This is a genomic window from Pseudomonas sp. B1(2018), assembly GCF_003097365.1.
GTDB classification, from domain to species: Bacteria; Pseudomonadota; Gammaproteobacteria; order Pseudomonadales; family Pseudomonadaceae; genus Aquipseudomonas; species Aquipseudomonas laurylsulfatiphila.
Genome location: NZ_PYUK01000021.1, coordinates 1 through 22362, shown reverse-complemented (window position 1 = coordinate 22362; position 22362 = coordinate 1). Strand labels below are relative to the sequence as shown.

The window sequence follows — 22362 nt, the reverse complement described above, 5'->3', positions numbered from 1 at the left end:
TAAAAAAACGCTCTTTCGCCCCCCCGGAAAAATCATTGCGAAACCCCACAGAAACGCTCACCAGTGCCTGGACCGACCGGCCACGGGTGCACGTTGTCACGCCCGAGACTGATATGTTTTTTTTCAGTTGTATTGCATATGGGTTTTTATTGTGTCATTTATAGCCTCGCCGATCACAGGACTGATCCACCGCGCCAACCCGGATGGCGGGCACCCGTTCCCCCAACGCCCTCCAGGGAGTCAACAATATGAACAAGACAGAACTTCTAGGTGCTCTGGCGCTATGCGCTTTCAGCTTTCTGGCACATGCCGACGAAGACAGCCTGCGTATCGGTATCGAAGCCGCCTACCCGCCCTTCTCCTTCAAGACACCGGAGGGCAACGTCAGCGGGTTCGATTACGACATCGGCAACGCCTTGTGCGAAGAAATGAAGGTCAAGTGCGAATGGGTCATTCAGGAGTTCGACGGCATGATCCCGTCGCTCAAAGTGCGCAAGATCGATGCCGTGCTGTCGTCGATGTCCATCACCGAAGACCGCATGAAGTCCGTGGACTTCAGCAAAAAGTACTACCACACGCCGGGCAAGTTCGCGATGAAGGCCGGCAACGTGATCAACGATCCTCTGGTCGACCTCAAGGGCAAGAAACTCGGCGTGCAACGCTCCTCGACCTACGATCGTTTTGCCACCGAGCAACTGGAAAAAGCCGGCGTCGTCGTGGTGCGCTACTCCTCGCAGAATGAAGCCTTCCTTGACCTCGCCTCGGGTCGTCTGGACGCCACCCTCGCCGACATCGTCAACACCGATGAGAGCTTCATCAAGACAGCGGCGGGCCAGGGTTTCGCATTGACCGGGCCCGACATCAACGACCCGAAATATTTTGGCCGGGGCGCCGGGATCGCCGTGCGCAAAGGCGACAGTGCCAACGTTGCGCGCCTGAGTGCCGCGATCGATGCCATTCGCGCCAATGGCAAGTACCAGCAAGTGATGGCCAGGTACTTCGCGTTCGATATCTACGGCGAGTAAGCCTGCGTCCTGAAACCTGAAACCTGACCCCGGCGCCGGCCCCTGCAGGCGTCTGCCGGGGCTTGTCCTGCGCGCCTCGCGGCGCTCGCTTGAGGAACTTCATCATGCTCCACGGCTACGGATCGAGCATTCTCGATGGCGCCTGGCTGACCATCAACCTGGCCTTGACCTCCATGTCCCTGGCGATTGCCCTGGGCCTGATCGGTGCGGCCTTTCGCCTGTCGCCGCTCAAATGGCTGGCCCTGCTCGGGGAAAGCTACACCACCCTGATTCGCGGCATTCCAGACCTGGTGCTGATCCTGCTGATCTTCTACGGCGGCCAGGACCTGGTGAACCGCCTCGCCCTGGCGCTCGGTTACACCCGCTATATCGACATCAACCCCTACATCGCCGGCGTCTGCACCATGGGCTTCATTTTTGGCGCCTACCTCTCGGAAACCTTTCGCGGCGCCTTCATGGCGATCCCCAAGGGCCAGGCCGAGGCCGGCGTGGCCTATGGCATGGGCGGTGCGCAGGTGTTCTGGCGAATCCTGGTACCGCAGATGATTCGTTTCGCCATTCCCGGGTTCACCAACAACTGGTTGGTACTGACCAAATCCACCGCGCTGATCTCGGTGATCGGCTTGCAGGACATGATGTTCAAAGCCAAGAACGCAGCGGATGCCACACACGAGCCCTTCACGTTTTTCCTCGCGGTGGCGGCGCTGTACCTGATGCTCACCAGCCTGTCCTTGCTGGTGCTGCGCTATCTGGAAAAACACTATTCGGTCGGCATCAAAGCCGCCGAATTGTGAGGGGAGCCACCCATGATTCTCGACTACAACCTGATCTGGGAAAACCTGCCGCTGTACTTCAACGGCGCCTTGTTGACCCTCAAAGTCCTGCTGATTTCCCTGGCCCTGGGCCTGGTGTTGGCGATTCCGTTGGCGCTGATGCGGGTGTCGCGATCGCCGCTGATCAACTTCCCGGCCTGGCTCTATACCTACGTGATTCGCGGCACGCCAATGCTGGTGCAATTGTTCCTGATCTACTACGGCCTGGCGCAGTTCGAAGCGGTGCGCCAAAGCGCGCTCTGGCCTTACCTCTCTAGCGCCACCTTTTGTGCCTGCCTGGCCTTCGCGATCAACACCAGCGCCTACAGCGCAGAGCTGCTGGCCGGCAGCCTGAAGTCCACCAACCACGGCGAGATCGAAGCCGCCAGGGCCATGGGCATGTCCCGCCTGACCCTGTACCGGCGCATTCTCATGCCGTCGGCCTTGCGCCGGGCATTGCCGCAGTACAGCAACGAAGTGCTGATGATGCTGCAAACCACCAGCCTGGCCTCCATCGTCACCCTCGTCGACATCACCGGGGCCGCGCGAACTGTCAGCTCACGGTTCTACCTGCCGTTCGAGGCGTTTATCACCGCCGGCCTCATCTACCTCGCCCTGACCTTCATTCTGGTGCGTCTGTTCAAGCTGGCCGAGTGCCGCTGGCTGGCGTACCAGGCACCGCGCAAGCACTAAGGAGCTGACATGGAGCACATTCAATACCTGTTGCCGTGGAGTGCCTCGGGCACCGAACGCACGCTGTCGCTGTTCCGCTTTGGCAGTGGACCACGCAAAGCCTACATCCAGGCGTCGTTGCATGCCGACGAGTTGCCGGGGATGCGCGTCGCCGTCGAACTCAAGCGCCGTCTGCTGGAACTGGAAACCCAAGGCCGCCTGACCGGGGTGATCGAGTTGGTGCCCATGGCCAACCCGATCGGTATCGCCCAGATGTTCCAAGCCACCCACCAGGGGCGCTTCGAGTTCTCCAGCGGCAAGAACTTCAATCGCGACTTCCCGGAGTTGGTCGATACCGTTGCACCGCTGCTGGAAGGCAAATTGACAGACGATGCCGACGCCAACATCGCCCTGATCCGCCGCGCCATGGGTGATGCCCTCGCTGCCCTGCCGGCACCGGCCTCGGAACTCGACGGCCTGCGCCGCCTGCTGCTGCAGCATGCCTGTGACGCCGATGTGGTGCTGGACCTGCACTGTGACTTCGAATCGATCATGTTGCTGTATGCGATGCCGCAACACTGGCCACGCTTGCAGTCACTGGCCGCACGCCTCGACGCGGAGGTCACGTTGCTGGCCGAAGGTGCCGGCGGCAGCGCCTTCGACGAAGCCTGCGCCATTGCCTGGCTGCGCCTGGCCGAGCGGTTTCCCGAAGCCAACATTCCCCTGGCATGCGCGGCCACCACCATCGAACTGCGCGGCATGGCCGACACCGGGCGCGAGCAATGCGTCGACAGCGCCCAGGCCATTCTCGGCTATCTCGCCGAACAGGGCCTGATCAGCGGTGACTGGCCAGCGGCACCGCCGAGCCGTTGCCAGGCCATGCCATTCGCCGGCGCCCAGTACGCCTGCGCACCCCATCCCGGAGTGGTGAGTTTTCTGCAACCGCTGGGCGCGCAGGTCAAGGTCGGCGATCCGCTGTTCGAAGTCATCGACCCGCTGACCGACCGCCATAGCGTGGTAAGCGCCAGCACCGACGGCATTCTCTATGCCCGCGAACGCCTGCGTTTTGCCCAGCCTGGATTGTGGCTGGCCAAAGTCGCAGGCATCACCCCCATTCGCCAGGGTCGCTTGCTCAGCGACTGATTCCAGAGAGTTCAAACCATGTACAAACTTGAAGTTCAGGACCTGCATAAAAGCTACGGCGCACACCAGGTACTCAAGGGCGTGTCCCTGCAAGCGCAGGCCGGCGACGTGATCAGCATCATCGGCTCCAGCGGCTCCGGCAAAAGTACCTTCCTGCGCTGCATCAACCTGCTGGAGCAACCCAATGCAGGCAACATCGTGCTCAATGGCGAACTGCTCAAGCTGGTGACCAACAAACTTGGCGGGCTGAAAGCGGCCGAACCCAGGCAGTTACAGCGCATGCGTTCGCAACTGTCGATGGTGTTTCAACACTTCAACCTCTGGTCGCACATGAGCGCTCTGGAAAACGTCATGGAAGCCCCGGTGCATGTGCTGGGCCAAAGCAAGAAAGAGGCACGGGAAAAGGCCGAGCACTACCTGGACAAAGTTGGTGTGGCGCACCGCATGCACGCCTGGCCGGCGCACATGTCCGGTGGCGAGCAGCAGCGCGTGGCGATTGCCCGCGCACTGGCGATGGAACCGCAAGTGATGCTGTTCGATGAGCCGACCTCGGCCCTCGACCCCGAACTGGTCGGCGAAGTGCTCAAAGTCATGCAGGACCTGGCACAGGAAGGCCGCACCATGGTGGTGGTGACCCACGAAATGGGCTTTGCCCGCGAGGTTTCCAACCAACTGGTGTTCCTGCACAAGGGCGTTGTCGAAGAGCGCGGCGACCCGCGTGAGGTGCTGGTCAACCCGCAGTCCGAACGCCTGCGGCAGTTTCTGGCCGGGAGCCTGAAGTAAGACCGCCACCCACCCGTCCACTGCTCGGCGCTGCCCTGACCAGGCAGGCTTGGGATACACTCCGGCCAACCTTGTCAGGGCATCAGGCACAGCCCTTCTCTCACCTTCAGGAAACGTTGAGCCGGATATGCCAACCCCATCGAAAGACACCACCGTCTATGCCGCGCCGGTCATGCGCAAACTGACGGAAATCGTTTCCGAACTGCCACCGTCACTGCGCAAGGTGGCGGACTTCATCCTGCGCCACCCGCTCAAGGCCGCGACGCTGACCATCGAGGAGATGGCTCAAGAAACACTGACCTCACCCGCCGCCGTCAACCGCCTGGCCAAAGCGCTGGACCTCGGCGGCTACAGCGGCATGAAGGCCGAGCTGGTCGCCACCTTGCAGCAGATGGTCTCGCCGGTCGACAAACTGCGCAACGAACTGGCCCATCGCCCGGGCGGCGCGTTTGGCCTGCATGAACAACTGCAGAGCGCCAGCAGCAACCTGGCCACGGCGGTGACCAACAACCACGCCGACACCTTTGAAGCCTTCGTCACTCGCCTGACCACGGCACGCAAAATCTACATCCTGGGGTTCGGCAACAGTGTTTACTTCGCCGGCCTCGCCGCGTCGACCCTGATGCCCTTCTGTGCCGACGCCACGGCCATCAGCATGGAGGGTGGCAACGAAAATGCCGCCTACCGCCTGGCCGCGATTACCGATCAGGACGTGTTGCTGGCGATCTCCCTGCCCCGCTACTCCCTCGACACCCTGCAACTGGCACGCTTCGCCAATGAACGCGGCGCATCCGTGCTGGCCATCACCGACTCACCCGCCTCGCCGCTCACCGGCATTGCCGAGCACACGCTGTTTGCCCCTTGCGACCACCCGGTGCTGACCAGCTCCAACATCGCCGTGCTGGCCCTGATCGAAGGCCTGGTCGCCGGCGTGATGGCGCGTAATAAGGAAGCGGTCAAACTGGCCACCGAACTGACTGAAAGCGTGATGTCGTACCTGCACATCCCTGCCAGCGGCAAACCCGCGAAGAAGTGATTGCGTTGTGGATTTGCCTTGCAGACCTGTGCCGTCACTGACAGCCATGGGTTGAGTCCACAGTGGTTTTCTGCCTCTTGCGACGGGCAGAAAACGGCCAGAAGCGGCCCGTGGCATTGACGATAAAATCGCAAGACTCCCACGTATTTTTACTGGACTTTAGGAGGCACCGGGAATCAGCTTCAATCGAAGCCAAGGACTAAGGATCGATTCTATACAAGAGCAGGGGTAATTAAGTTTTCGCACGAAAAACGTGGTGTTGTCGGGGATCTATCTCATATCGATTATCGCACTGGGGTATTAAAAATAATGGGTTCCCTCTCCATCTGAAAGCTGACCAAGAAGCAGCGATGCGTGGTCGTCCGCTTGGTTCGCTCTAAAACCAGAGCGAGAGGGCATATCAGCCTCTTTCGAAACGAACGTGGCATCACCAAGACATTAGTGATGCCACGGCCACGTGCATTTCTCCATCGATTACATCAATTCATCAGAGTCTCTGAACAACCAAGGCTGGCTGGCACGGTGCTTGACCTCAAATGCTGCAATCGCATCACCGTCTTGCAACGTCAGGCCGATATCGTCCAGCCCCTTAAGCAGGCAGTGTTTGCGAAACGCGTCGATCTCGAAACTCAACACTTTGCCGTCCGGACGGGTCACGGTCTGGGCCTGCAGATCGATTTGCAGCTGGTAGCCCGGATCGGCCTCGACCTGCTGGAACAGCTCGTCGACTTCAGCGTCGTTCAAGATGATCGGCAGCAAGCCGTTCTTGAAACTGTTGTTGAAGAAAATGTCGGCGTAGCTCGGCGCGATGATGCTGCGAAAACCGTATTCTTCCAGCGCCCAAGGGGCATGCTCGCGACTGGAGCCGCAACCGAAGTTCTCCCGGGCCAGCAATACGCTGGTGCCTTGATAACGCTCGGCGTTGAGGACGAAATCCTTGTTCAGCGGCCGCTTGGAGTTGTCCTGGTACGGCTGCCCCTCATCCAGGTAGCGCCATTCGTCGAACAGGTTCGGGCCAAAACCGGTTCGGTAAATCGACTTCAAGAACTGCTTGGGAATGATCTGGTCGGTGTCGACATTGGCACGATCCAGAGGCGCGACAAGTCCAGTGTGCTGGGTAAATGCTTTCATGCTGCGCTCCTTTAGATCAATTGACGGACGTCGACGAAACGACCGTTCACCGCGGCGGCGGCGGCCATGGCCGGGCTGACCAGGTGGGTACGACCGCCGGCCCCCTGACGCCCCGCAAAGTTACGGTTGGAAGTTGAAGCGCAATGCTCGCCGGACTCCAAACGGTCCGGGTTCATCGCCAGGCACATTGAGCAGCCCGGCTCGCGCCATTCGAAACCGGCTTCGAGGAAAATCTTGTCCAGGCCTTCCGACTCAGCCTGGGCCTTCACCAGGCCCGAACCCGGCACGACGATGGCCTGCTTGATGGTCGAGGCCACTTTGCGGCCCTTGGCAATCACCGCCGCAGCGCGCAGGTCTTCGATCCGCGAGTTGGTGCAGGAACCGATGAATACGCGGTCGAGGTGAATGTCGGTGATCGCCTGATTGGCGCTCAAACCCATGTATTTCAAGGCGCGTTCGATGGAACCGCGCTTGACCAGGTCCATTTCCTTCGCAGGATCGGGAACGTTCTGATCGACAGCCAACACCATTTCCGGCGAAGTGCCCCAGCTGACTTGTGGCTTGATCTGCGCGGCGTCGAGCTCGACTACGGTATCGAACCGGGCGTCGGTGTCAGACACCAGATCCTTCCAGGCTTCGACAGCCAGGTCCCACTCCGCGCCTTTCGGCGCGAACGGACGACCCTTGACGTACTCCACAGTTTTTTCGTCTGCAGCCACCAGGCCTACGCGGGCGCCGGCTTCGATGGCCATGTTGCAGATGGTCATGCGGCCTTCGACGGACAACGCACGAATTGCGCTGCCAGCGAACTCAATGGCGTGGCCGTTACCACCGGCGGTGCCGATCTTGCCGATCACCGCGAGGATAATGTCCTTGGCGGTCACGCCGAACGGCAATTGGCCCTCGACGGACACCAGCATATTCTTCATTTTCTTGGCGACTAGGCACTGGGTGGCGAGTACATGCTCAACCTCGGAGGTGCCGATACCATGCGCCAGTGCACCGAAGGCACCATGGGTGGCGGTGTGGGAGTCGCCGCAGACCACGGTCATACCTGGCAGGGTCGCGCCCTGTTCCGGAGCGATGACATGAACGATGCCGTGGCGGACGTCGTTCATCTTGAATTCGGTGATGCCATACTCGTCGCAGTTGTCGTCGAGGGTCTGCACTTGCAAACGCGATACCGGGTCGGCAATGGCTGCGATGCCACCCTTGCGCTCCGGCGTCGTCGGTACGTTGTGGTCCGGGGTCGCGATGTTGGCATCGATGCGCCAAGGCTTACGCCCAGCCAGACGCAAGCCTTCGAAGGCTTGCGGCGAGGTCACTTCGTGAATGATGTGACGGTCGATATAGATCAGCGCCGACCCGTCGTCGCGCTGCTTCACCAAATGCGAATCCCAGAGTTTGTCGTAAAGCGTTTTGCTAACCATCACACTATCCTCATTTGAGTTTTTATATGCCAAAAAACCTGGCTCGTGCGTCGACTCGAATAGCTAAAACTTTTTCCATTAGTTACGTCTGCATGCGAATCTTCAATTCGAGCACACACCGAAGCGATCCCGCTCAATCTAAGACAACAGAATATGGATTAACATTTAGGAGGCCCGGTTAGTTATATCGGTTAGTTGCACAATAGTGTCAGCCGTTGGCGTCGCCGATTTGGAGGCTTCGGATCGCACAGAGTTACGCACTTCCTCCAGTTCCTCGCCATTGAGCGCTTTATTCATCTTGAACGCGTCCAATGCGCCAACCCATTTAGCTATGGCCATCGTGCCTACACCATTGCCAATCGTATTCGTAATTCCTCGCGCCTCAGACATAAAGCGATCCACACCTAACAGCAAAACCATGCCAGCCACCGGGATGGTGTCAAGCGATGCCAGGGTAGCCGTCAGGATAATGAAGCCTGCCCCCGCCACGCCTGCGGAACCCTTGGATGTAAACATCAGAACTGTCAGCACAATCAACTGATCGGTCAATGTCAGCGGTGTATTCGTCGCTTGGGCGATGAATATAGCTGCAATGGTGTAGTAGATGGCTTGCCCATCGGGATTGAAGGTCAATCCGGAAGGAATTACGAGCCCTGCCACTGGCTTGGATACGCCAGCCTTTTCCATTTTTGAGATCATTTGCGGCAACACCGATTCGGATGAACAAGTACCCAACACGGTGAACAGCTCTTCTTTGATGTACTTCAAGAACTTCCAGAGGCTGAAGCCACTGTATCGGCAGATCGGCCCCAACACGAAAATCACAAAAATCGTGCAGGTCAGATAGACACAAGCCACGAGCTTACCCAACGAAAATAGGGAGCCGAATCCGTATTTTCCGATGGTGAATGCGATCGCACCGAAGGCACCGATTGGCGCCAGGCGCATTACCATGCTAACGATCCGAAACATGCCTTGCGTCAAGCTTTCGAGCATGTCCACGAAAAGTTTCGCACGCGGCCCGGCATTAGCAAGGGCTACCCCTAGCAAAACTGAAAACAATAGAATCTGCAGCACATTGCCTTTAGCGAAAGCATCGACGATCGTCTCGGGAATGATGCTCATCAAAAAGTCCATAGCCGATGTGTGCTTTGCTGCTGTGGAGTAACTGCTAAGACTTGACGTATCCAGAGAGGCGATGTCGACATTCATCCCGGCGCCGGGTTTAAATACATTGACGACCACTAAACCAACAATAAGCGCCAATGTGGAAACGACTTCGAAATAGATTAAGGCGCGGAAGCCAACCCGCCCAAGATCTTTCATGTTTTCCATGCCTGCGATTCCCGTCACTACCGTTAGGAATATGACAGGCGCCAAAAGCATTTTTATGAGTTTGATGAATGCATCACCTAAAGGTTTCAGCGCTGCACCTGTTTCAGGAACTAGCACACCGACGACAGCACCGATTATTACAGCGATTAGTACCTGTACGTATAGTTTTCCGAGCATTTTTTTCATTATAAAACCCTGAATTTTTATTTTTGTCAGGAGACATCGAGTAACCGGCTTTTGACCGACCTCGGGATATACTGAATTATTACTTGACGCAATTAAAAGCTGTCAGCGATTAATCAACGCCAGCAATGCGTTCGTCTAATGCCCATGTAGTCTTTCTGCTTTCATGTAGGAGCAAACCGGGTGCAAATATCTCCTCGAGTGAAGTCAAAGGCCTGATGTGAACCAATTTAACAGGGCAAAATTCGACGCCGAATTTCTTCGACAGCGTGTGCAAACCTTTTACGCCCGAGGCATCGTTTTCACGCCATTACACTCGCCTGAAACTTTAGCAATTTTTGTTCGCCTTATAATTGGATCCACCCGGCTCGCCGATTTGTGATCCTGCTGGCTCCAGGCTGTTCAGCAGAGTGTGATCGGAGTATATATATAGTGATCTCTACCCTGTGAGTTCTTTGAAATTACTACTTAATTAACTTTGAGTTACTAATGAACCAGACCCTCGATCTATCTTTTTTTCATCTCCTGGCCGAGAAAGGCAGCCTGGCAGCAACAGCCCGTGAACTGGGGGTAACGCCACCTGCGGTGAGCAAGCGTCTGAGCGCGCTTGAAGCACGCTTGGGCATTCGATTGGTCAACCGCACAACCCGCTCCATGAGCCTGACGGCTGAAGGTGAGATGTATTTCAGCCACGCCGAGCGCATCCTCACTCAGATCAATGAGGTGGAGCAGATGGTCAGCAGCTGCCGCGCCACACCCAAAGGCCTGATACGGGTCAATGCGACATTGGGTTTTGGCCGACGCTATATCGGCCCGGCTCTCGCTGCATTTCACACTCGTTATCCGGAAGTCAAGGTGCAGCTTGAAATCAGCGATCACCCTTTGGATCTTGCTACCAATGGTTTCGACTTAGCCATCCGGATCGGCAATCTGCCCGATGCAGCTTTCCATGCACGCAAGATAGCTTCCAATCGCCGACTGCTATGTGCCGCCCCCCTGTATTTGGAAAAACATGGCATCCCCACCCGGCTCGCAGACCTGCAAAACCATAGCTGCATTTTCCTGCGGCAGAATGAAGCGACGTACGGCGTCTGGAACTTCAATAAAGGCGGGCGAACTGAGAACATCAAAGTCCAAGGTGCACTGAGCTGTAACGACGGTGAAGTTGCCATGGACTGGGCATTGGAAGGGTATGGGATTCTGCAGCGTTCCGAGTGGGATCTCGCTCGCTATGTACGCAGCGGTCGCCTGAGGCTCGTATTGGAGGACCACACTGAGCAAGCGGATATCTATGCGGTTTACCCGCAACAATTGCATCTTTCGGCCAGAGTGCGCAGCCTGATCGACTTTCTAGTCGAGCGTTTTTCCAACATAAACAGTACGGGTGAAGACATAGGCCATCCTGATGTTGCGACGCTGACAAACTGACGGGCACTGCTCGAAATGATCATCAAGCGAATGGCGAACGGTTAACGGCATAGCAATTTTTTACATAACGGACCTGGTTAGGAGTTCAACTTCCAATTTGAATCGTTAGCCATCAGCGCTGCTGCCCAGTCGACGAAGACCCGTACCCGAGCAGACAAATGCCGTGAATAGGGATAGACGAGACTGATTGGCATGCTGCCCAAGGTCCAGTCCGGCAGCACCTCCACCAACCTCCCGGACCGAAGGTGCGGATTGGCTTCAGCCAGAGGCACTGAAACGATGCCAAGCCCTGTGAGTCCGGCTGTGATGTACGCGCCACCATGGTTAAAGCGCATTGCCGGCATCTGATCGATCGCGAAGCTTTTATCGCCGTTCTGGAGCACGGCAGTCAGCTGTTTGCCTGACCCTGGAAATGTGAAACCGAGATACCGGTGTTCCAATAAGTCGCCGGGTTTGAGTATAGGGTTGATATTGCTCAAGTAAGCTGGTGAAGCGCAAAGGCAAAAATGCATCTGTCCAACCGAACGGCAAACCAGTTCTTGGTCCGTTACCGGCCCGCCCCGAAACGCACAATCAATGCCCTCCTGCACAAGATCAACCACGCGTTCACTACAACCAATGTCCAGTTGGATGTTCGGGTGCAATGCCGAAAAATCAGAAAGCGATGGAATGATGAGGCAAGTCCCAACCGGCGACGGCATATCCACCCGCACTCTGCCTCGCGCCTCGCTACGAATTTGCGAAACCGACATTTCCAACTCGTCTATATCTTCGAGCACTGCGCGGGCCCGCTGATAGTAAGCGGCACCATCGGTGGTGGGAGTCACCCTTCTTGTGGTTCTGTGCAGCAGTTTGACTGACAGCAGCGATTCAAGGCCCTGTATCTGCCCTGAAATTGTGGTCTTCGCCACGTTCAATGAATCCGCTGCCCGAGTAAAACTTCCCACCTCGACAATACGGCAGAATGCTCGCATCGCTTCTAATCGATCAAAAGCCATTATTATCCGAGTTCTCGCACAGTGAAGCCGATATCACCAAGTTTATCCAGAATTCCACAGCCAAATATAGTCACTTCAAGACCGAAGCCTTCGGCTGCCTGGAGAGAGACATGAATTCGAAACGCCTCAACTATTACGCCGCCGCCCCTGTAGCGATGAACGCCATGATGGGGCTTGAAAAAGCCGCTTCTGACTCAGTGCTCCCACGCTCCCTGCGCGAACTGGTCCGCATCCGGGCGTCTCAAATAAACGGCTGTGCTTACTGTATTGACATGCATACCACTGATGTTACCCATCAGGGTGAAACCCTACGTCGCCTGGCGGCTTTGAGTGCCTGGAAGGAGACACCGTTTTTCAACGAGCAGGAGCGCGCGGCTCTGCTTTGGACCGAGACGCTGACGCTGGTTGCAGCCACTCATGCACCGGATGATATCTACGAAAAGGTCGCCGCCGTTTTCAACGATCAGGAGCTCGCTGAATTGACCTTTGTCATTGCTGTAATCAATGCATGGAATCGCTTTGGCGTGGGCTTTGCGATGCAACCGGAGTGAACGCCATGAAGCTGCCAATCAATACCAGTGTCGACGTCAGCATTCCCGACAGCCAATTAGCGCGCGAAGCGACGCAACTCATTCGCGACACCGAAAGCGAGTTGCTGTTTTCGCATTCGACCCGGGTCTATTTCTGGGCCGCCCTGATGGGTCAACGCAAGGGGTTGATCTTCAATCCGGAGCTTCTATACGTGGCCTCAATGTTTCATGACATCGGCCTGACCTCGAAGTACCAGAAGAGTCAGCTTCGCTTCGAAGTCGACGGCGCGAATGCCGCACGTGAATTTCTACACAGTCATGGCATCGGCGAGGATGATATAGCGAAGGTCTGGAATGCCATTGCTTTGCATACGACACCGGGCATACCGGAACACATGCATCCAGAGATCGCCCTGGTGCAGGCCGGTGCCGGGATGGACGTGGCTGGACGTGGCTTCGAGCAGTTCAGCGAACAACAACGTGAAGCGGTGATCGCTGCATATCCACGCGAACCCGGTTTCGCTTACAAGATGATTGACGAGTTTTACCGCGGGATGAAAAACAGGCCGGACAGCACATTCGGTACCTTCAACGATGACTTCCTTGCCTTCAAAGATCCGGGTTTCAAGCGAAAAGATCTTTGCAGCATTATTTTGTGCTCACACTGGGAGCATCGTTAAAGCTCTGAACATCCGCACTTTCTGCCCGATAAATCCTTCCTCCGGGCCATGAGTGCAAGGTCAGTGACCTGGCACTCATGGGGTAGCCATCAGACGCAAATTCATATCAGACCGCGGCTGCCTGCATAGTCGGCTACCACTTGATTCAATGCAGCGCTCATTGCGCGCTCATCTTCGCTTGTCAGCGCCATTTCAAGGCAGTCCATGTACCCCAGCAATTGTGCCTTGACCCGATGGGCGAATTCCGGACTCACTTCCTGGTCCTCATAGAACAGCACATACGCACGACAGAACTCGCCAATAACGAAACACATCGTCGCGTGTTCGGGAACATTGCGGATGATCTGCTCACACTGCACGCGCACGCGTTTGAAGGCGTCCGTGCCGGGCAAGGCTTGGCGAAATTCCTGGACTGCGGTGGAAAAATTCATGACTGACTCCTTGGACGTAATTAACGATCGAATGCCAGGCGCTGGCCGTGCTGGCCCGACAGGATTGCCATTCCATCCCAGACTCTTTGCCCATTGACGAAGGTGCTGACAATGCTCGAAGAAAAGGTGTTGCCCTCGAACGGACTCCAGCCGCATTTGGATAAGACCTCGGCGCGCTGGACGGTGTGCTGCCGACAGGGATCGACCAGTACCAGGTCAGCGGCATAACCTTCACGCAAGAAGCCTCGATCTTTGACTTCGAATAATCTTGCAGGGGCATGACTGACTGCCTCGACCACCCGCTCGAGAGTCAATTCACCCGCGAACACCCTCTCCAGCGCCACTTGCAGGGCAAACTGCACCAATGGGACGCCTGACGGGGCTTTCTGGTAAGGGGCGTTTTTCTCTTCGAGCAAATGAGGTGCATGGTCAGTGGCCAGCACATCAATGCGCCCTTCAGCCAACGCCCGGACAATCGCCACTCGATCGCGCTCGGTCTTGACCGCCGGATTGCATTTGAGCCGCATCCCCAAACGCTGGTAATCGCCGTCATTGAAGTGCAGGAAATGCACACAGGTTTCCGCAGTAATGCGCTTGCTCGCCAACGGCCCGAGCTCGAAAAGCTCCAGTTCCTCGGCAGTGGAAATGTGCAACACATGCAGACGCGCGTTGTGTTTACGCGCCAGTTCGATCGCTAGCCGGGTGGACTTTATACACGCCTCGCGCGAACGAATCAGTGGGTGCAGGTGCGCGGGTATGCCTTCGCCGTAACTGCGCAGGGCCTTTTGCAGGTTGTCCTCAATCATCGGCGAGTCTTCGCAGTGGGTGATGATCGTCACGGGCGAATCGCGGAAGATGCCGTTCAACACCTCGGGGTCATCCACCAACATGTTACCAGTAGACGCACCCATGAATACCTTGACCCCCGGCGTACTTCTGGGATCGATCGCGCGAATAGCCTCCAGATTGTCGTTGCTCGCACCCATGTAAAAGGCGTAATTGACAACCGAGGATTGCGCCGCGATTGCGTATTTGGCTTCCAGAGAATCGCGATCCAGTGCCGGCGGCCGGGTGTTGGGCATTTCCATGAAACTGGTGATGCCACCGGCTGCGCAGGCCCGGGATTCGCTGGCGATGTCGGCCTTGTGAGTCAAGCCCGGTTCACGAAAGTGCACCTGATCGTCGATCATTCCCGGCAGCAACCAAAGCCCCGTGGCATCAATTACCCAATCGTCCCTACGCGGCTCAATGGAAGGGGCAATCTGCGCAATCCGACCGCCCTCAATGCGCAGGTCGCTGCAAAAGCGCTGACCTTCATTGACCAGTGTTGCTCGGCGAATTAGCCAGGATTGTGGTGAGCGTTTCATAGCGTCAGTTCCTGTGTGGTGTGGTACAGCACCTCGGTGGCCTCGATGAAATCATCCAGCACCATTGCCTCATGAGGGTTGTGCGAACCGTGCTGGTTACGGATGAAGAGCATGGCGCTGGGGATCCCGGCGTTGGCGAAAACCGCAGCGTCATGCCCTGCACCACTCGGTGTCAGGACGCCCTCCCAGCCATGCTCGCGGGTCGTGCGCACAAAGGCTTCGACCCAGGGTTCATGCATGGCCGCCGGTTGCGTATCGATGCGTTTATCGAACTCGAACCGCACCTGACGGTGCTCCTCGATCTGTCGGACTTCATCCAGGATCAAGGCATGGAAGGCCTCCAGCGTAGGTTGATGCAGACTGCGGATTTCCAGGCTGAAGTTGACTTCGCCGGGTATCCGCGAGACTGCGTGATGCGCGGCGTTGGTGCCCAGGGTCCCGACCGTGACCACCAGATCGCGGTCGTCATTGAGCCACTCGCCCCACAACTGATCGATGCGCGCCACCAGTTCGCTGACGGCAAATACCGAGTCATGGCGGTCCTCACGGGACACCGCGCCGGAGTGCCCGTCCTCGCCCAGGCATCGCACCAGGTTGTGTCGCAGATTGCCGCGAATACCGGGTACTACGCCTATGGCTTGGCCCATTTTTTCCAGGGACTCGGCCTGTTCGATGTGCACTTCCAGATAACCGGCGAACTGCTGGCGGTCGATCAGCCATTGCTGACTGCGAATTGCATCCAGATCAGCGCCGACCGCCTGCATGGCCTCGCCCAGGGTCCTCTTACTGAAGCGGTTGACCAATGCCAGGTCGTTAGACGTGAGCCCCCCCATCAACGCTCGTGAGCCCATATAGGATTTACCAAACCAGGCGCTCTCTTCACCGCGCAGGCCTAGCACGCGAATCGGACGCTGGGTCCGAACCGCTTGCTCATCCAGTCGACACAAGCACAACAGCCCCGCGACGACACCCGCCAGACCATCGTAATTACCACCCTGGGGCACTGAGTCCAAATGTGAGCCAATCCAGATTGCTGGTTGCCCGTCGTCATCGGCCCGTTGAAAAAACACGTTGCCAGCAGGGTCGGTGAGAACCCGCAAACCATTGTCACGAGCGAACTGCGACAGGTAGGCAATCGCAGCGTTTTCGCCAGCACCATAGCTCTCACGGGTAATGCCGATTTCCGGGTCACGGGACAGTTCACTGATTTCGCTGAACATGCGCCGCGCTTGTTGCTTCCAGAGAATGCTCATGGCAAGGCTCCAAAGGCTGCGGCCGGTGAATCGTCGAGGCTGCCGACCAGTGCGCTCAAATGGCTGATGCCCTTGCGCCGGCAATACACTTCCAGTTCATTGACCATCAGGTTCATGGTCTTTGGATGAATGAAGGTAGCGGTACCGACCTGCACCGCACTGGCACCGGCATAGATGAACTCCAGCGCGTCATCGGCAGTGGCAATGCCGCCGCAGCCGATCACTGGAATCTGCAAGGCCTTGGCGCACTGATAGGTCAATCGCACCATCAGCGGCTTGATCATTGCGCCGGAGATCCCGCCCATAAAATTACCCAGCCGTGCTCGACCTTTTTCGATGTCGATCGACAGCCCGAGCAAGGTGTTGCCAACCACCACAGCGTCCGCGCCTTCATCCTGCGCGGACAATGCGATGTCGACGATTTCGCCTGCGTTGGGGGTCAACTTGACCCACAGCGGCAACGAGGTACTGGCGCGCATCAGCTTGATGACCTGCCGCGTGGTATCGGCGTGCATACCGAACGACGCGCCGTGTGCTTCAATATTGGGGCATGAGATATTCGCTTCGATACCGGCCACGCCTGGCACATCGCTCAGGCGTGCTGCCAGTTCGGCAAACCCCTGGGCGGTCGGTGCCGAAATGCTGACGATCAGTGGCGAATCAAAATTGCGGTAGAACGGCACCACCTTCTCGATGAATAGATCGGCACCTTTGCTCGGGATCCCGATGGCATTCATCATGCCGTCGGCCAGTTCACACACCCGCGGCATGGGGTTGCCGGTGCGTTTTTCGCTGGTAATGGTCTTGGTGACCAAGGCGCCCAGATTGTTGAAGTCCAGCAGGTGGGTGAGCTCTTCAGCGAAGGTGCCGGATGCTGGCATCACCGGGTTCTTCAGGCGCAGGCCGCCGATGTTTACGCTGAGATCAATCATTCCAACACCTCCGCCAGGTCGAATACCGGGCCTTCCAGACAGACACGTTTGCCGATTTTCAAACCATCGACTTCGAAGACATCGACGCAGCATTGGCACATGCCAAGACCGCAGACCATTTGCTGTTCCAGCGCGACCTGGCCAGCGAGGCCCAACTCGTGCGACAAGCGTTTGAGCAGGCGAGTCAGGCGTTTGGAGCCACAGGTGAACAAGGCGTTGCTGCCCTCGTGGGTAATCACCTGGCGTAACAACGCTTCAATATTTTCCAGCGAACTGCTGCCATCCTCGTCGAGTGCGCAAATGACTTCGGCGCCCAGGGAGGCAAAGCGCTCGCGTGATAACAGGCTTTTTTCGCTGCGGGCGCTGAGCACTGCGGTCAGCTTGATCCCCAAGGCATGGGCTGCTTCGGCCAACGGCGCCAGGGTCGCCAAGCCGACACCACGGGCAACGATGGTCATATGTCGCCAGTTCGGATCAAGATCGAAGCCCTTGCCCAAGGGGCCGAGGATTTCCAGGGTTTGCCGCTCACTGAGGGTTTCCAGACCGAAGGTGCCCTTGCCGGTGACCTTGTACAGAAACTCAACCTGGCCAGTGACCGGGTCGGCCTTGTAGGTGCTCATCGGCCGGCGGAAGAAAGGTTTGTGTTCGCCTTCGCTGGGGCACAGCAAGTTGAAAAATTGCCCAGGCTGCGAATGGCACGCGGTGCCATCGGCTTGCAGGATCAGACGTTTGTATTCGTCGTTGACCCATTCGTTGGACAGCACCACCGCCAGCGTATCGTTAGGCGGGGTGACGGCGATGGCCTGGCAGCAGGTCGAAATTCCGGTCATTTTGAAAGCCCTCTTTGTTCTTGTTTAAGCGCTTTGTCTAATTTTTGATACAGTCGAGTGAAAAGAGAAGCAACGCCGCCTAAATCATTCGGCAGCGTCGCGACTTTCACTTCATCTCTGGAGTTTATTTTACGCCTTTGAAAAAGGATCGTCTAATTTTTGATACATTTTTTGCAAAAAATTTTTAGCTTCAACCGTTCGTTTCAAATACCTATTTTTGCTGCGCTGACAGCGGGTTCGCCAACCGAGCTTCACCGCCGTGGCCTTGACTGCGTGGCAGCAGGAACAGCGTGGCGGCCATCGCCAACAAGTAGATTGAGGCGAGCAGCATGATTGCCGCCGAAAACGAATACGCCAGGGCTATCGCTCCGACCACCAGTGGCCCGAATCCACCGACCCCGCGTCCGACGTTGAACAGTACGTTTTGCGCAGTGGCCCGGACTTGAGCGGGATAGAGATCCGAGATCAACGCGCCGTAGCCACCGATCATGCCATTGACAAATATGCCCATCACCACGCCAGCGAACAGCATGCTGATGGGGTCACTCAGGTTGGCATAAACCAACACCATCCCCGCTGCGCTGGCCTGATACAGCAAAAAGATCCGCCAGCGGCCGAAGCGGTCCGCCAGTTGCCCGAACAACCAGATGCCGAAGGCCATCCCCACTACCGTGGCAGCGGTCCAGGTGCCGGACGCGGTCAGCGAGAAACCGAACTGGCGCGACAGGTAACTGGGCATCCAGATCATGATTCCGTAATAACCGAAGTTCTGCACCGAGGTCAGTACCATCACGCCGATACTGGCTTTGGTGGTTGGCACATCCTTGAACAATTGGCCAAAGCGCTGGGTAAAGGAGATAGGGTTGACCGAGGCTTTGATAAACTCCTCCGGCTCGCCCATGGTGTGGCGAATCACGAAGGACAACAACGCCGGCACCAGTCCGACCAGAAACATTCCGCGCCAACCGATATGTGGCAACAGCAGCGGAGTCAACAGTGCAGCTGCCAGTACACCAGCCTGCCATCCCATGCCGACGTAGGATGATGCGCGGTTGCGCTTGTTGGCCGGCCAGGTCTCGGCGATTAGCGCCATGCCGATACCGAACTCGCCGCCCAGGCCAAATCCGGCCAGGGTTCGGTAAGTCAGCAAGTCCCAGTAACCCTGGGCCAGCGAGCACAAACCGGTGAAAACTGAAAACACCAGAATGCACACGCTGAGCATCTTCACCCGGCCATAACGGTCGCTGAGTTGGCCGAAGATCAAGCCGCCCGCCACAGCACCGAGCAACGTCCAGGTGACCAGCGAACCTGCTTCGGAGGTGGTCAGCCCCAGGCCGAGGGTGATGGCCGGCAACATGAAGCCGAGGATCAGCAGATCGAAGCCGTCCATGGCGTAGCCGGTCACGCTGGCGATCAACGCCTTGCGCGGTGACGCATCCGCCTTGACGGCGCTTGAGTCGTTATGAGTTTTCACAATCATTACCTCTTATTGTTATCTCTGGTTGACGGGTGAGCCGGGATCGGGGTCGCCGCCTGACTCGTCCCTGGAAGGAAACAGCGCCGTCCTTCTTGCGCCGGAGCGATGCGCTGAGTCTACGAACAAATGAGACGTCTTGTCTAATTTTTGATACGGAACCGGCGAAAAATTAAGACCCCGCTTTTTACAGGTGCCACTCCAGGTTGATCGATAGCGCATCGACATCCGTACCCGGCCCCTTCTCATTGCCGAACTTGTTGCGCCAGTACTCGTATCCAGGCCCGATCCACAGCACGTTTTTTTCGCCCCAACCCAACTGCCCGACATCCAGCATCAACGAAGTGCGCATCAACTGTTCAGCGGCTGTGGGCCGGTTCTGATAGTCGTCACCCTTCTTGCTGCTGTAGGTGTAAAAGCCCTGGAATTTGAGTGGCAGCGGTCCCGCCATGAACGGCACGCCCCACGTGAGGTTGAACTGAAAGAACGGATCAAACAGTAGATCGTTGTGATTACCTGGCTTACCGCACACGTCCAGACCGCAGTGATTCCATTCCCGGGCGTAGAGCACGCTGGCGTCGAGAAAACCCGCGGGCAAGGCAAACTTCAGCGTCGGACCAAGCACCAACAGGCGTTTTTCAGAAGCGAACTCATTGTTCTTGGTGTTGAAGTCAAAGCCGGCGGTCAAGGCCACGTCCTTGACCGGGCCGAACGCCAGCGGCTTGTCGAATACCTTGCCGTACTGCAACTGGTTGCGATATGTCAGGTAAAACTCGGTAGCACCGGTGCCTCCGCCCTTGGCTGGGTCGGTACTGTCTGACTTGAACACATCCAGGTTAATGAAGTTTTGCCCCAGCCTGTAGCTGCTGACATGGGTAATTTGCAGAATGTTTTTCGCCACATCCTTGGTTTTGCCGGGATCGCTGTAATGGTCGCTATAGCGGTAGCCAATCAAAGTGTCGCTGTAGCCAGGCGCCGCCAGCGCGCAAGGCGTCACGACAGCCAGTGAAATCGCCAGCAATGACGGTAAGCCTATTGAATGGTCCATTGTTGTGCTCCGTATTTTTATTGATTTAGGGGCGAATCAGGTCACGCAATCAGAGTTATCTGTTCACGGCCTCACGTTTTGTTTGCGGTGCGACAAGGTCAAGGGTTCAGGTCGATGAGGTTCTCCGGGACTGGTTTTCAGGCATGACAAACCCAGTGCGCCTCAATAAAGGCGACGGGATTCAGGGTTCTACATCAGTGAGAAAGGGACTGCTCGCCAGGGATCATCCTGGAGCCAGGCTCGGCACAGGAATCTGGGGTGGGATATTCATGGACATGGCCGCACCATTTTTGTATTTTTTAGACAAACAAGTATTGCCCGTCTAAATATTGATACAACGAAGTCGTGAAGAGGTCAACAATTTCCTTGTTCGAACCGCATGAACGGCAGGCATCGTCCGCGCAGAAAATGGTTGGAGCAACGTGTTCCACCCCATTTACATTAGCAATTCGGAGTTTTAGTGAGCCAGATCGACTACCAGGCAATCGGTGAGCGCCTTCGGGCCTACCGCATCGGCCGCCAATTGAACGCCGACCAGGTGGCCGAGAAACTCGATATTTCCCGTGCAGCGGTGTATCGCCTGGAACTGGGAAAAATCGTCAAGCTCGAGACCCTGGATCGCCTGGCACAGTTGCTCAAGGTTTCCCTGACCAGCCTGTTGGGTTCCGACACCGAATACTTCGACAATGCCCTGGGTTACTTCGAGCGCATGCGTCAGCTGGAAGCGCGCTCGTTGAGCATCCAGTCGTACTTCGACCCATTTTCCTATCTATTGACCTCCCCTGCTTATTCCGAACTGTTCAAGACCATGCTCGACGAAGCACGGCCGAAGAATTTCGACGCAAACCAAGCGGCGATGCAGGCGCAGATTCTCGAGATTCTCAACGAACGTAAAGCGACGTTTTCCAAACAAAAGTTCGAGGTTCAATCAATCATCAGCCTCCGCCAGATCGAGCGCTACCTGCATATCGGTCTGGTCGGCCGCCTCGACCTACCACCAAGCGTCAGGATGGAGCGCTCACTGCTGGCGCGGCGCGAAGTCGAAAACCTGATTGACCAGATCGGTAGCGAAGGCTCGCGATTCAATATCTACCTCATCGACGAAACCCTGCCCAGCGCCACCTTCCAGATTTTCGAGCAACAGCACACGAGCTATGTGGCCGTCAGCCCCTACCGTCTCGGAGAACTGCCCAATATTCATACCGGCATTGCCAGCGTGAGCTCGTCACCCGAAGCCGTCGAAATGTACAGGAGCATGACCCGCGGGCTACTTGAGCGCGCGCATTCAGGTGAGGCGGCAAAACGGGAGCTGAGCAGGTTGTTGGCCAAACTCTGAGAAGTAGCGTTGTTTCGCCAGAGATGATGCGAGTTTGAAACGGCCTATTGGGCATCCCTTCGGGACACTCGAACAATGGATGGGTGAGGCGCACTTCATGACGCGAAAGCTGATCGGGGTGATTACGCAGATAAGCTTGAATGTGCTCGCCTACAACTCACGTTAAGATGGCCGTAATCATCTCAGCACCATGAGTCAGGACTTTCTTGTTCACGATGAGCGCGTTTGCTGTCGACCGGCAAGGCCGGAGGAGGCGATGTGAGACCATTCCCGCTCATACCTGGCGCCTCTTTGGACATGTTTCTTCAAGCGTGCCTGCCACGCAGAGACGCGGTTCCTCCAAACTTGACGGTAAAAGCCATCATCCCGGGCATCTCGAATGCTCGCTACAGGCTGGACCACGACCTGACGCCTTTCATTGAGGATGCGGTTCAGTCCAACAAGCGTGAGAGCGAGGAGCTCGCCAAGGCCGGGAAGCCGAACCATATCCTTCCGCTGGCCAATA

General features: G+C 57.0%; 21 protein-coding genes and 2 pseudogenes. 12 read left to right on the top strand and 11 right to left on the bottom strand.

What is annotated here, in order from left to right; all coding sequences use genetic code 11:
• Positions 1 to 248: 248 nt before the first annotated feature.
• The 6 genes from C9422_RS26200 to C9422_RS26175 all read left to right on the top strand — a co-directional run bounded on the left by C9422_RS26200 (position 249) and on the right by C9422_RS26175 (position 5471).
• Entirely contained in the window at positions 249 to 1025 is a 777-nt protein-coding gene (locus C9422_RS26200) for an ABC transporter substrate-binding protein (RefSeq protein ID WP_116582675.1), read from the top strand.
• 104 nt (positions 1026 to 1129) lie between these two features.
• Positions 1130 to 1819: an ABC transporter permease gene (locus C9422_RS26195; protein ID WP_007978261.1), complete on the top strand. Its 690-nt coding sequence runs from the start codon at positions 1130 to 1132 to the stop codon at positions 1817 to 1819.
• 12 nt (positions 1820 to 1831) lie between these two features.
• Positions 1832 to 2530, top strand: a complete 699-nt coding sequence (locus C9422_RS26190) for an ABC transporter permease (protein ID WP_007978259.1) — start codon at positions 1832 to 1834, stop codon at positions 2528 to 2530.
• Between the two features lie 9 nt (positions 2531 to 2539).
• On the top strand, positions 2540 to 3652 hold the full coding sequence (locus C9422_RS26185) for a succinylglutamate desuccinylase/aspartoacylase family protein (protein WP_116582674.1): 1113 nt from the start codon (positions 2540 to 2542) through the stop codon (positions 3650 to 3652).
• A gap of 18 nt (positions 3653 to 3670) precedes the next feature.
• Positions 3671 to 4435 carry an ABC transporter ATP-binding protein gene (locus C9422_RS26180; RefSeq protein ID WP_116582673.1) on the top strand — a complete coding sequence of 255 codons (765 nt, stop codon included), beginning with the start codon at positions 3671 to 3673 and terminating at the stop codon, positions 4433 to 4435.
• 127 nt (positions 4436 to 4562) lie between these two features.
• A complete protein-coding gene (locus tag C9422_RS26175) occupies positions 4563 to 5471 on the top strand; it encodes a MurR/RpiR family transcriptional regulator (protein ID WP_116582672.1) in 909 nt (302 codons plus the stop codon).
• Between the two features lie 474 nt (positions 5472 to 5945).
• Here C9422_RS26175 and leuD read toward each other — a convergent pair whose 3' ends face one another.
• The 3 genes from leuD to C9422_RS26160 form a co-directional block, all read right to left on the bottom strand.
• On the bottom strand, positions 5946 to 6602 hold the full coding sequence (gene leuD / locus C9422_RS26170; RefSeq protein WP_116582671.1) for a 3-isopropylmalate dehydratase small subunit: 657 nt from the start codon (positions 6600 to 6602) through the stop codon (positions 5946 to 5948).
• An 11-nt stretch (positions 6603 to 6613) separates the two neighbouring features.
• Positions 6614 to 8032: a 3-isopropylmalate dehydratase large subunit gene (leuC, locus tag C9422_RS26165; protein WP_116582670.1), complete on the bottom strand. Its 1419-nt coding sequence runs from the start codon at positions 8030 to 8032 to the stop codon at positions 6614 to 6616.
• A gap of 165 nt (positions 8033 to 8197) precedes the next feature.
• The gene (locus C9422_RS26160) at positions 8198 to 9553 is read right to left on the bottom strand and encodes a dicarboxylate/amino acid:cation symporter (RefSeq protein WP_116582669.1); all 1356 of its coding nucleotides are present in this window, start codon (positions 9551 to 9553) and stop codon (positions 8198 to 8200) included.
• A gap of 486 nt (positions 9554 to 10039) precedes the next feature.
• On the opposite strand from C9422_RS26160, the gene C9422_RS26155 reads away from it, so the two are divergent.
• Positions 10040 to 10978, top strand: a complete 939-nt coding sequence (locus C9422_RS26155; protein WP_116582668.1) for a LysR family transcriptional regulator — start codon at positions 10040 to 10042, stop codon at positions 10976 to 10978.
• Positions 10979 to 11055: 77 nt separating this feature from the next.
• On the opposite strand, the gene C9422_RS26150 is transcribed toward C9422_RS26155, so the two are convergent.
• On the bottom strand, positions 11056 to 11976 hold the full coding sequence (locus C9422_RS26150; protein WP_116582667.1) for a LysR family transcriptional regulator: 921 nt from the start codon (positions 11974 to 11976) through the stop codon (positions 11056 to 11058).
• A 110-nt stretch (positions 11977 to 12086) separates the two neighbouring features.
• Here C9422_RS26150 and C9422_RS26145 point away from each other — a divergent pair, with 110 nt between their 5' ends.
• Positions 12087 to 12527, top strand: a complete 441-nt coding sequence (locus C9422_RS26145; protein ID WP_116582666.1) for a carboxymuconolactone decarboxylase family protein — start codon at positions 12087 to 12089, stop codon at positions 12525 to 12527.
• A 5-nt stretch (positions 12528 to 12532) separates the two neighbouring features.
• Positions 12533 to 13186: an HD domain-containing protein gene (locus C9422_RS26140; RefSeq protein ID WP_116582665.1), complete on the top strand. Its 654-nt coding sequence runs from the start codon at positions 12533 to 12535 to the stop codon at positions 13184 to 13186.
• 101 nt (positions 13187 to 13287) lie between these two features.
• On the opposite strand, the gene C9422_RS26135 is transcribed toward C9422_RS26140, so the two are convergent.
• The 7 genes from C9422_RS26135 to C9422_RS26105 all read right to left on the bottom strand — a co-directional run bounded on the left by C9422_RS26135 (position 13288) and on the right by C9422_RS26105 (position 20521).
• Entirely contained in the window at positions 13288 to 13617 is a 330-nt protein-coding gene (locus C9422_RS26135; RefSeq protein ID WP_116582664.1) for a hypothetical protein, read from the bottom strand.
• A 20-nt stretch (positions 13618 to 13637) separates the two neighbouring features.
• Positions 13638 to 14984, bottom strand: coding sequence for a dihydroorotase (locus tag C9422_RS26130; protein ID WP_116582663.1), 1347 nt, complete (start codon positions 14982 to 14984; stop codon positions 13638 to 13640).
• Positions 14981 to 16237 carry a Zn-dependent hydrolase gene (locus C9422_RS26125; RefSeq protein ID WP_116582662.1) on the bottom strand — a complete coding sequence of 419 codons (1257 nt, stop codon included), beginning with the start codon at positions 16235 to 16237 and terminating at the stop codon, positions 14981 to 14983. Before C9422_RS26125 ends, C9422_RS26130 begins: the two co-directional genes overlap by 4 nt.
• Positions 16234 to 17169: a dihydroorotate dehydrogenase gene (locus C9422_RS26120; RefSeq protein WP_116582661.1), complete on the bottom strand. Its 936-nt coding sequence runs from the start codon at positions 17167 to 17169 to the stop codon at positions 16234 to 16236. The genes C9422_RS26125 and C9422_RS26120 overlap by 4 nt, the downstream gene beginning before the upstream one ends.
• Entirely contained in the window at positions 17166 to 17999 is an 834-nt protein-coding gene (locus C9422_RS26115; protein WP_116582660.1) for a dihydroorotate dehydrogenase electron transfer subunit, read from the bottom strand. Before C9422_RS26115 ends, C9422_RS26120 begins: the two co-directional genes overlap by 4 nt.
• A 211-nt stretch (positions 18000 to 18210) precedes the next feature.
• Complete coding sequence (locus C9422_RS26110) at positions 18211 to 19473, bottom strand: MFS transporter (protein ID WP_256590034.1); 1263 nt, start codon at positions 19471 to 19473, stop codon at positions 18211 to 18213.
• Positions 19474 to 19660: 187 nt separating this feature from the next.
• On the bottom strand, positions 19661 to 20521 hold the full coding sequence (locus tag C9422_RS26105) for a hypothetical protein (protein ID WP_116582658.1): 861 nt from the start codon (positions 20519 to 20521) through the stop codon (positions 19661 to 19663).
• A 460-nt stretch (positions 20522 to 20981) separates the two neighbouring features.
• Here C9422_RS26105 and C9422_RS26100 point away from each other — a divergent pair, with 460 nt between their 5' ends.
• From C9422_RS26100 to C9422_RS32665, 3 genes and pseudogenes are all read left to right on the top strand, one after another.
• The gene (locus C9422_RS26100) at positions 20982 to 21857 is read left to right on the top strand and encodes a helix-turn-helix domain-containing protein (RefSeq protein WP_116582657.1); all 876 of its coding nucleotides are present in this window, start codon (positions 20982 to 20984) and stop codon (positions 21855 to 21857) included.
• A 14-nt stretch (positions 21858 to 21871) separates the two neighbouring features.
• Positions 21872 to 22023 (top strand): annotated as a pseudogene (locus tag C9422_RS32670) (IS5/IS1182 family transposase); the annotation flags it as partial.
• Between the two features lie 92 nt (positions 22024 to 22115).
• Positions 22116 to 22362 (top strand): annotated as a pseudogene (locus C9422_RS32665) (patatin family protein); the annotation flags it as partial.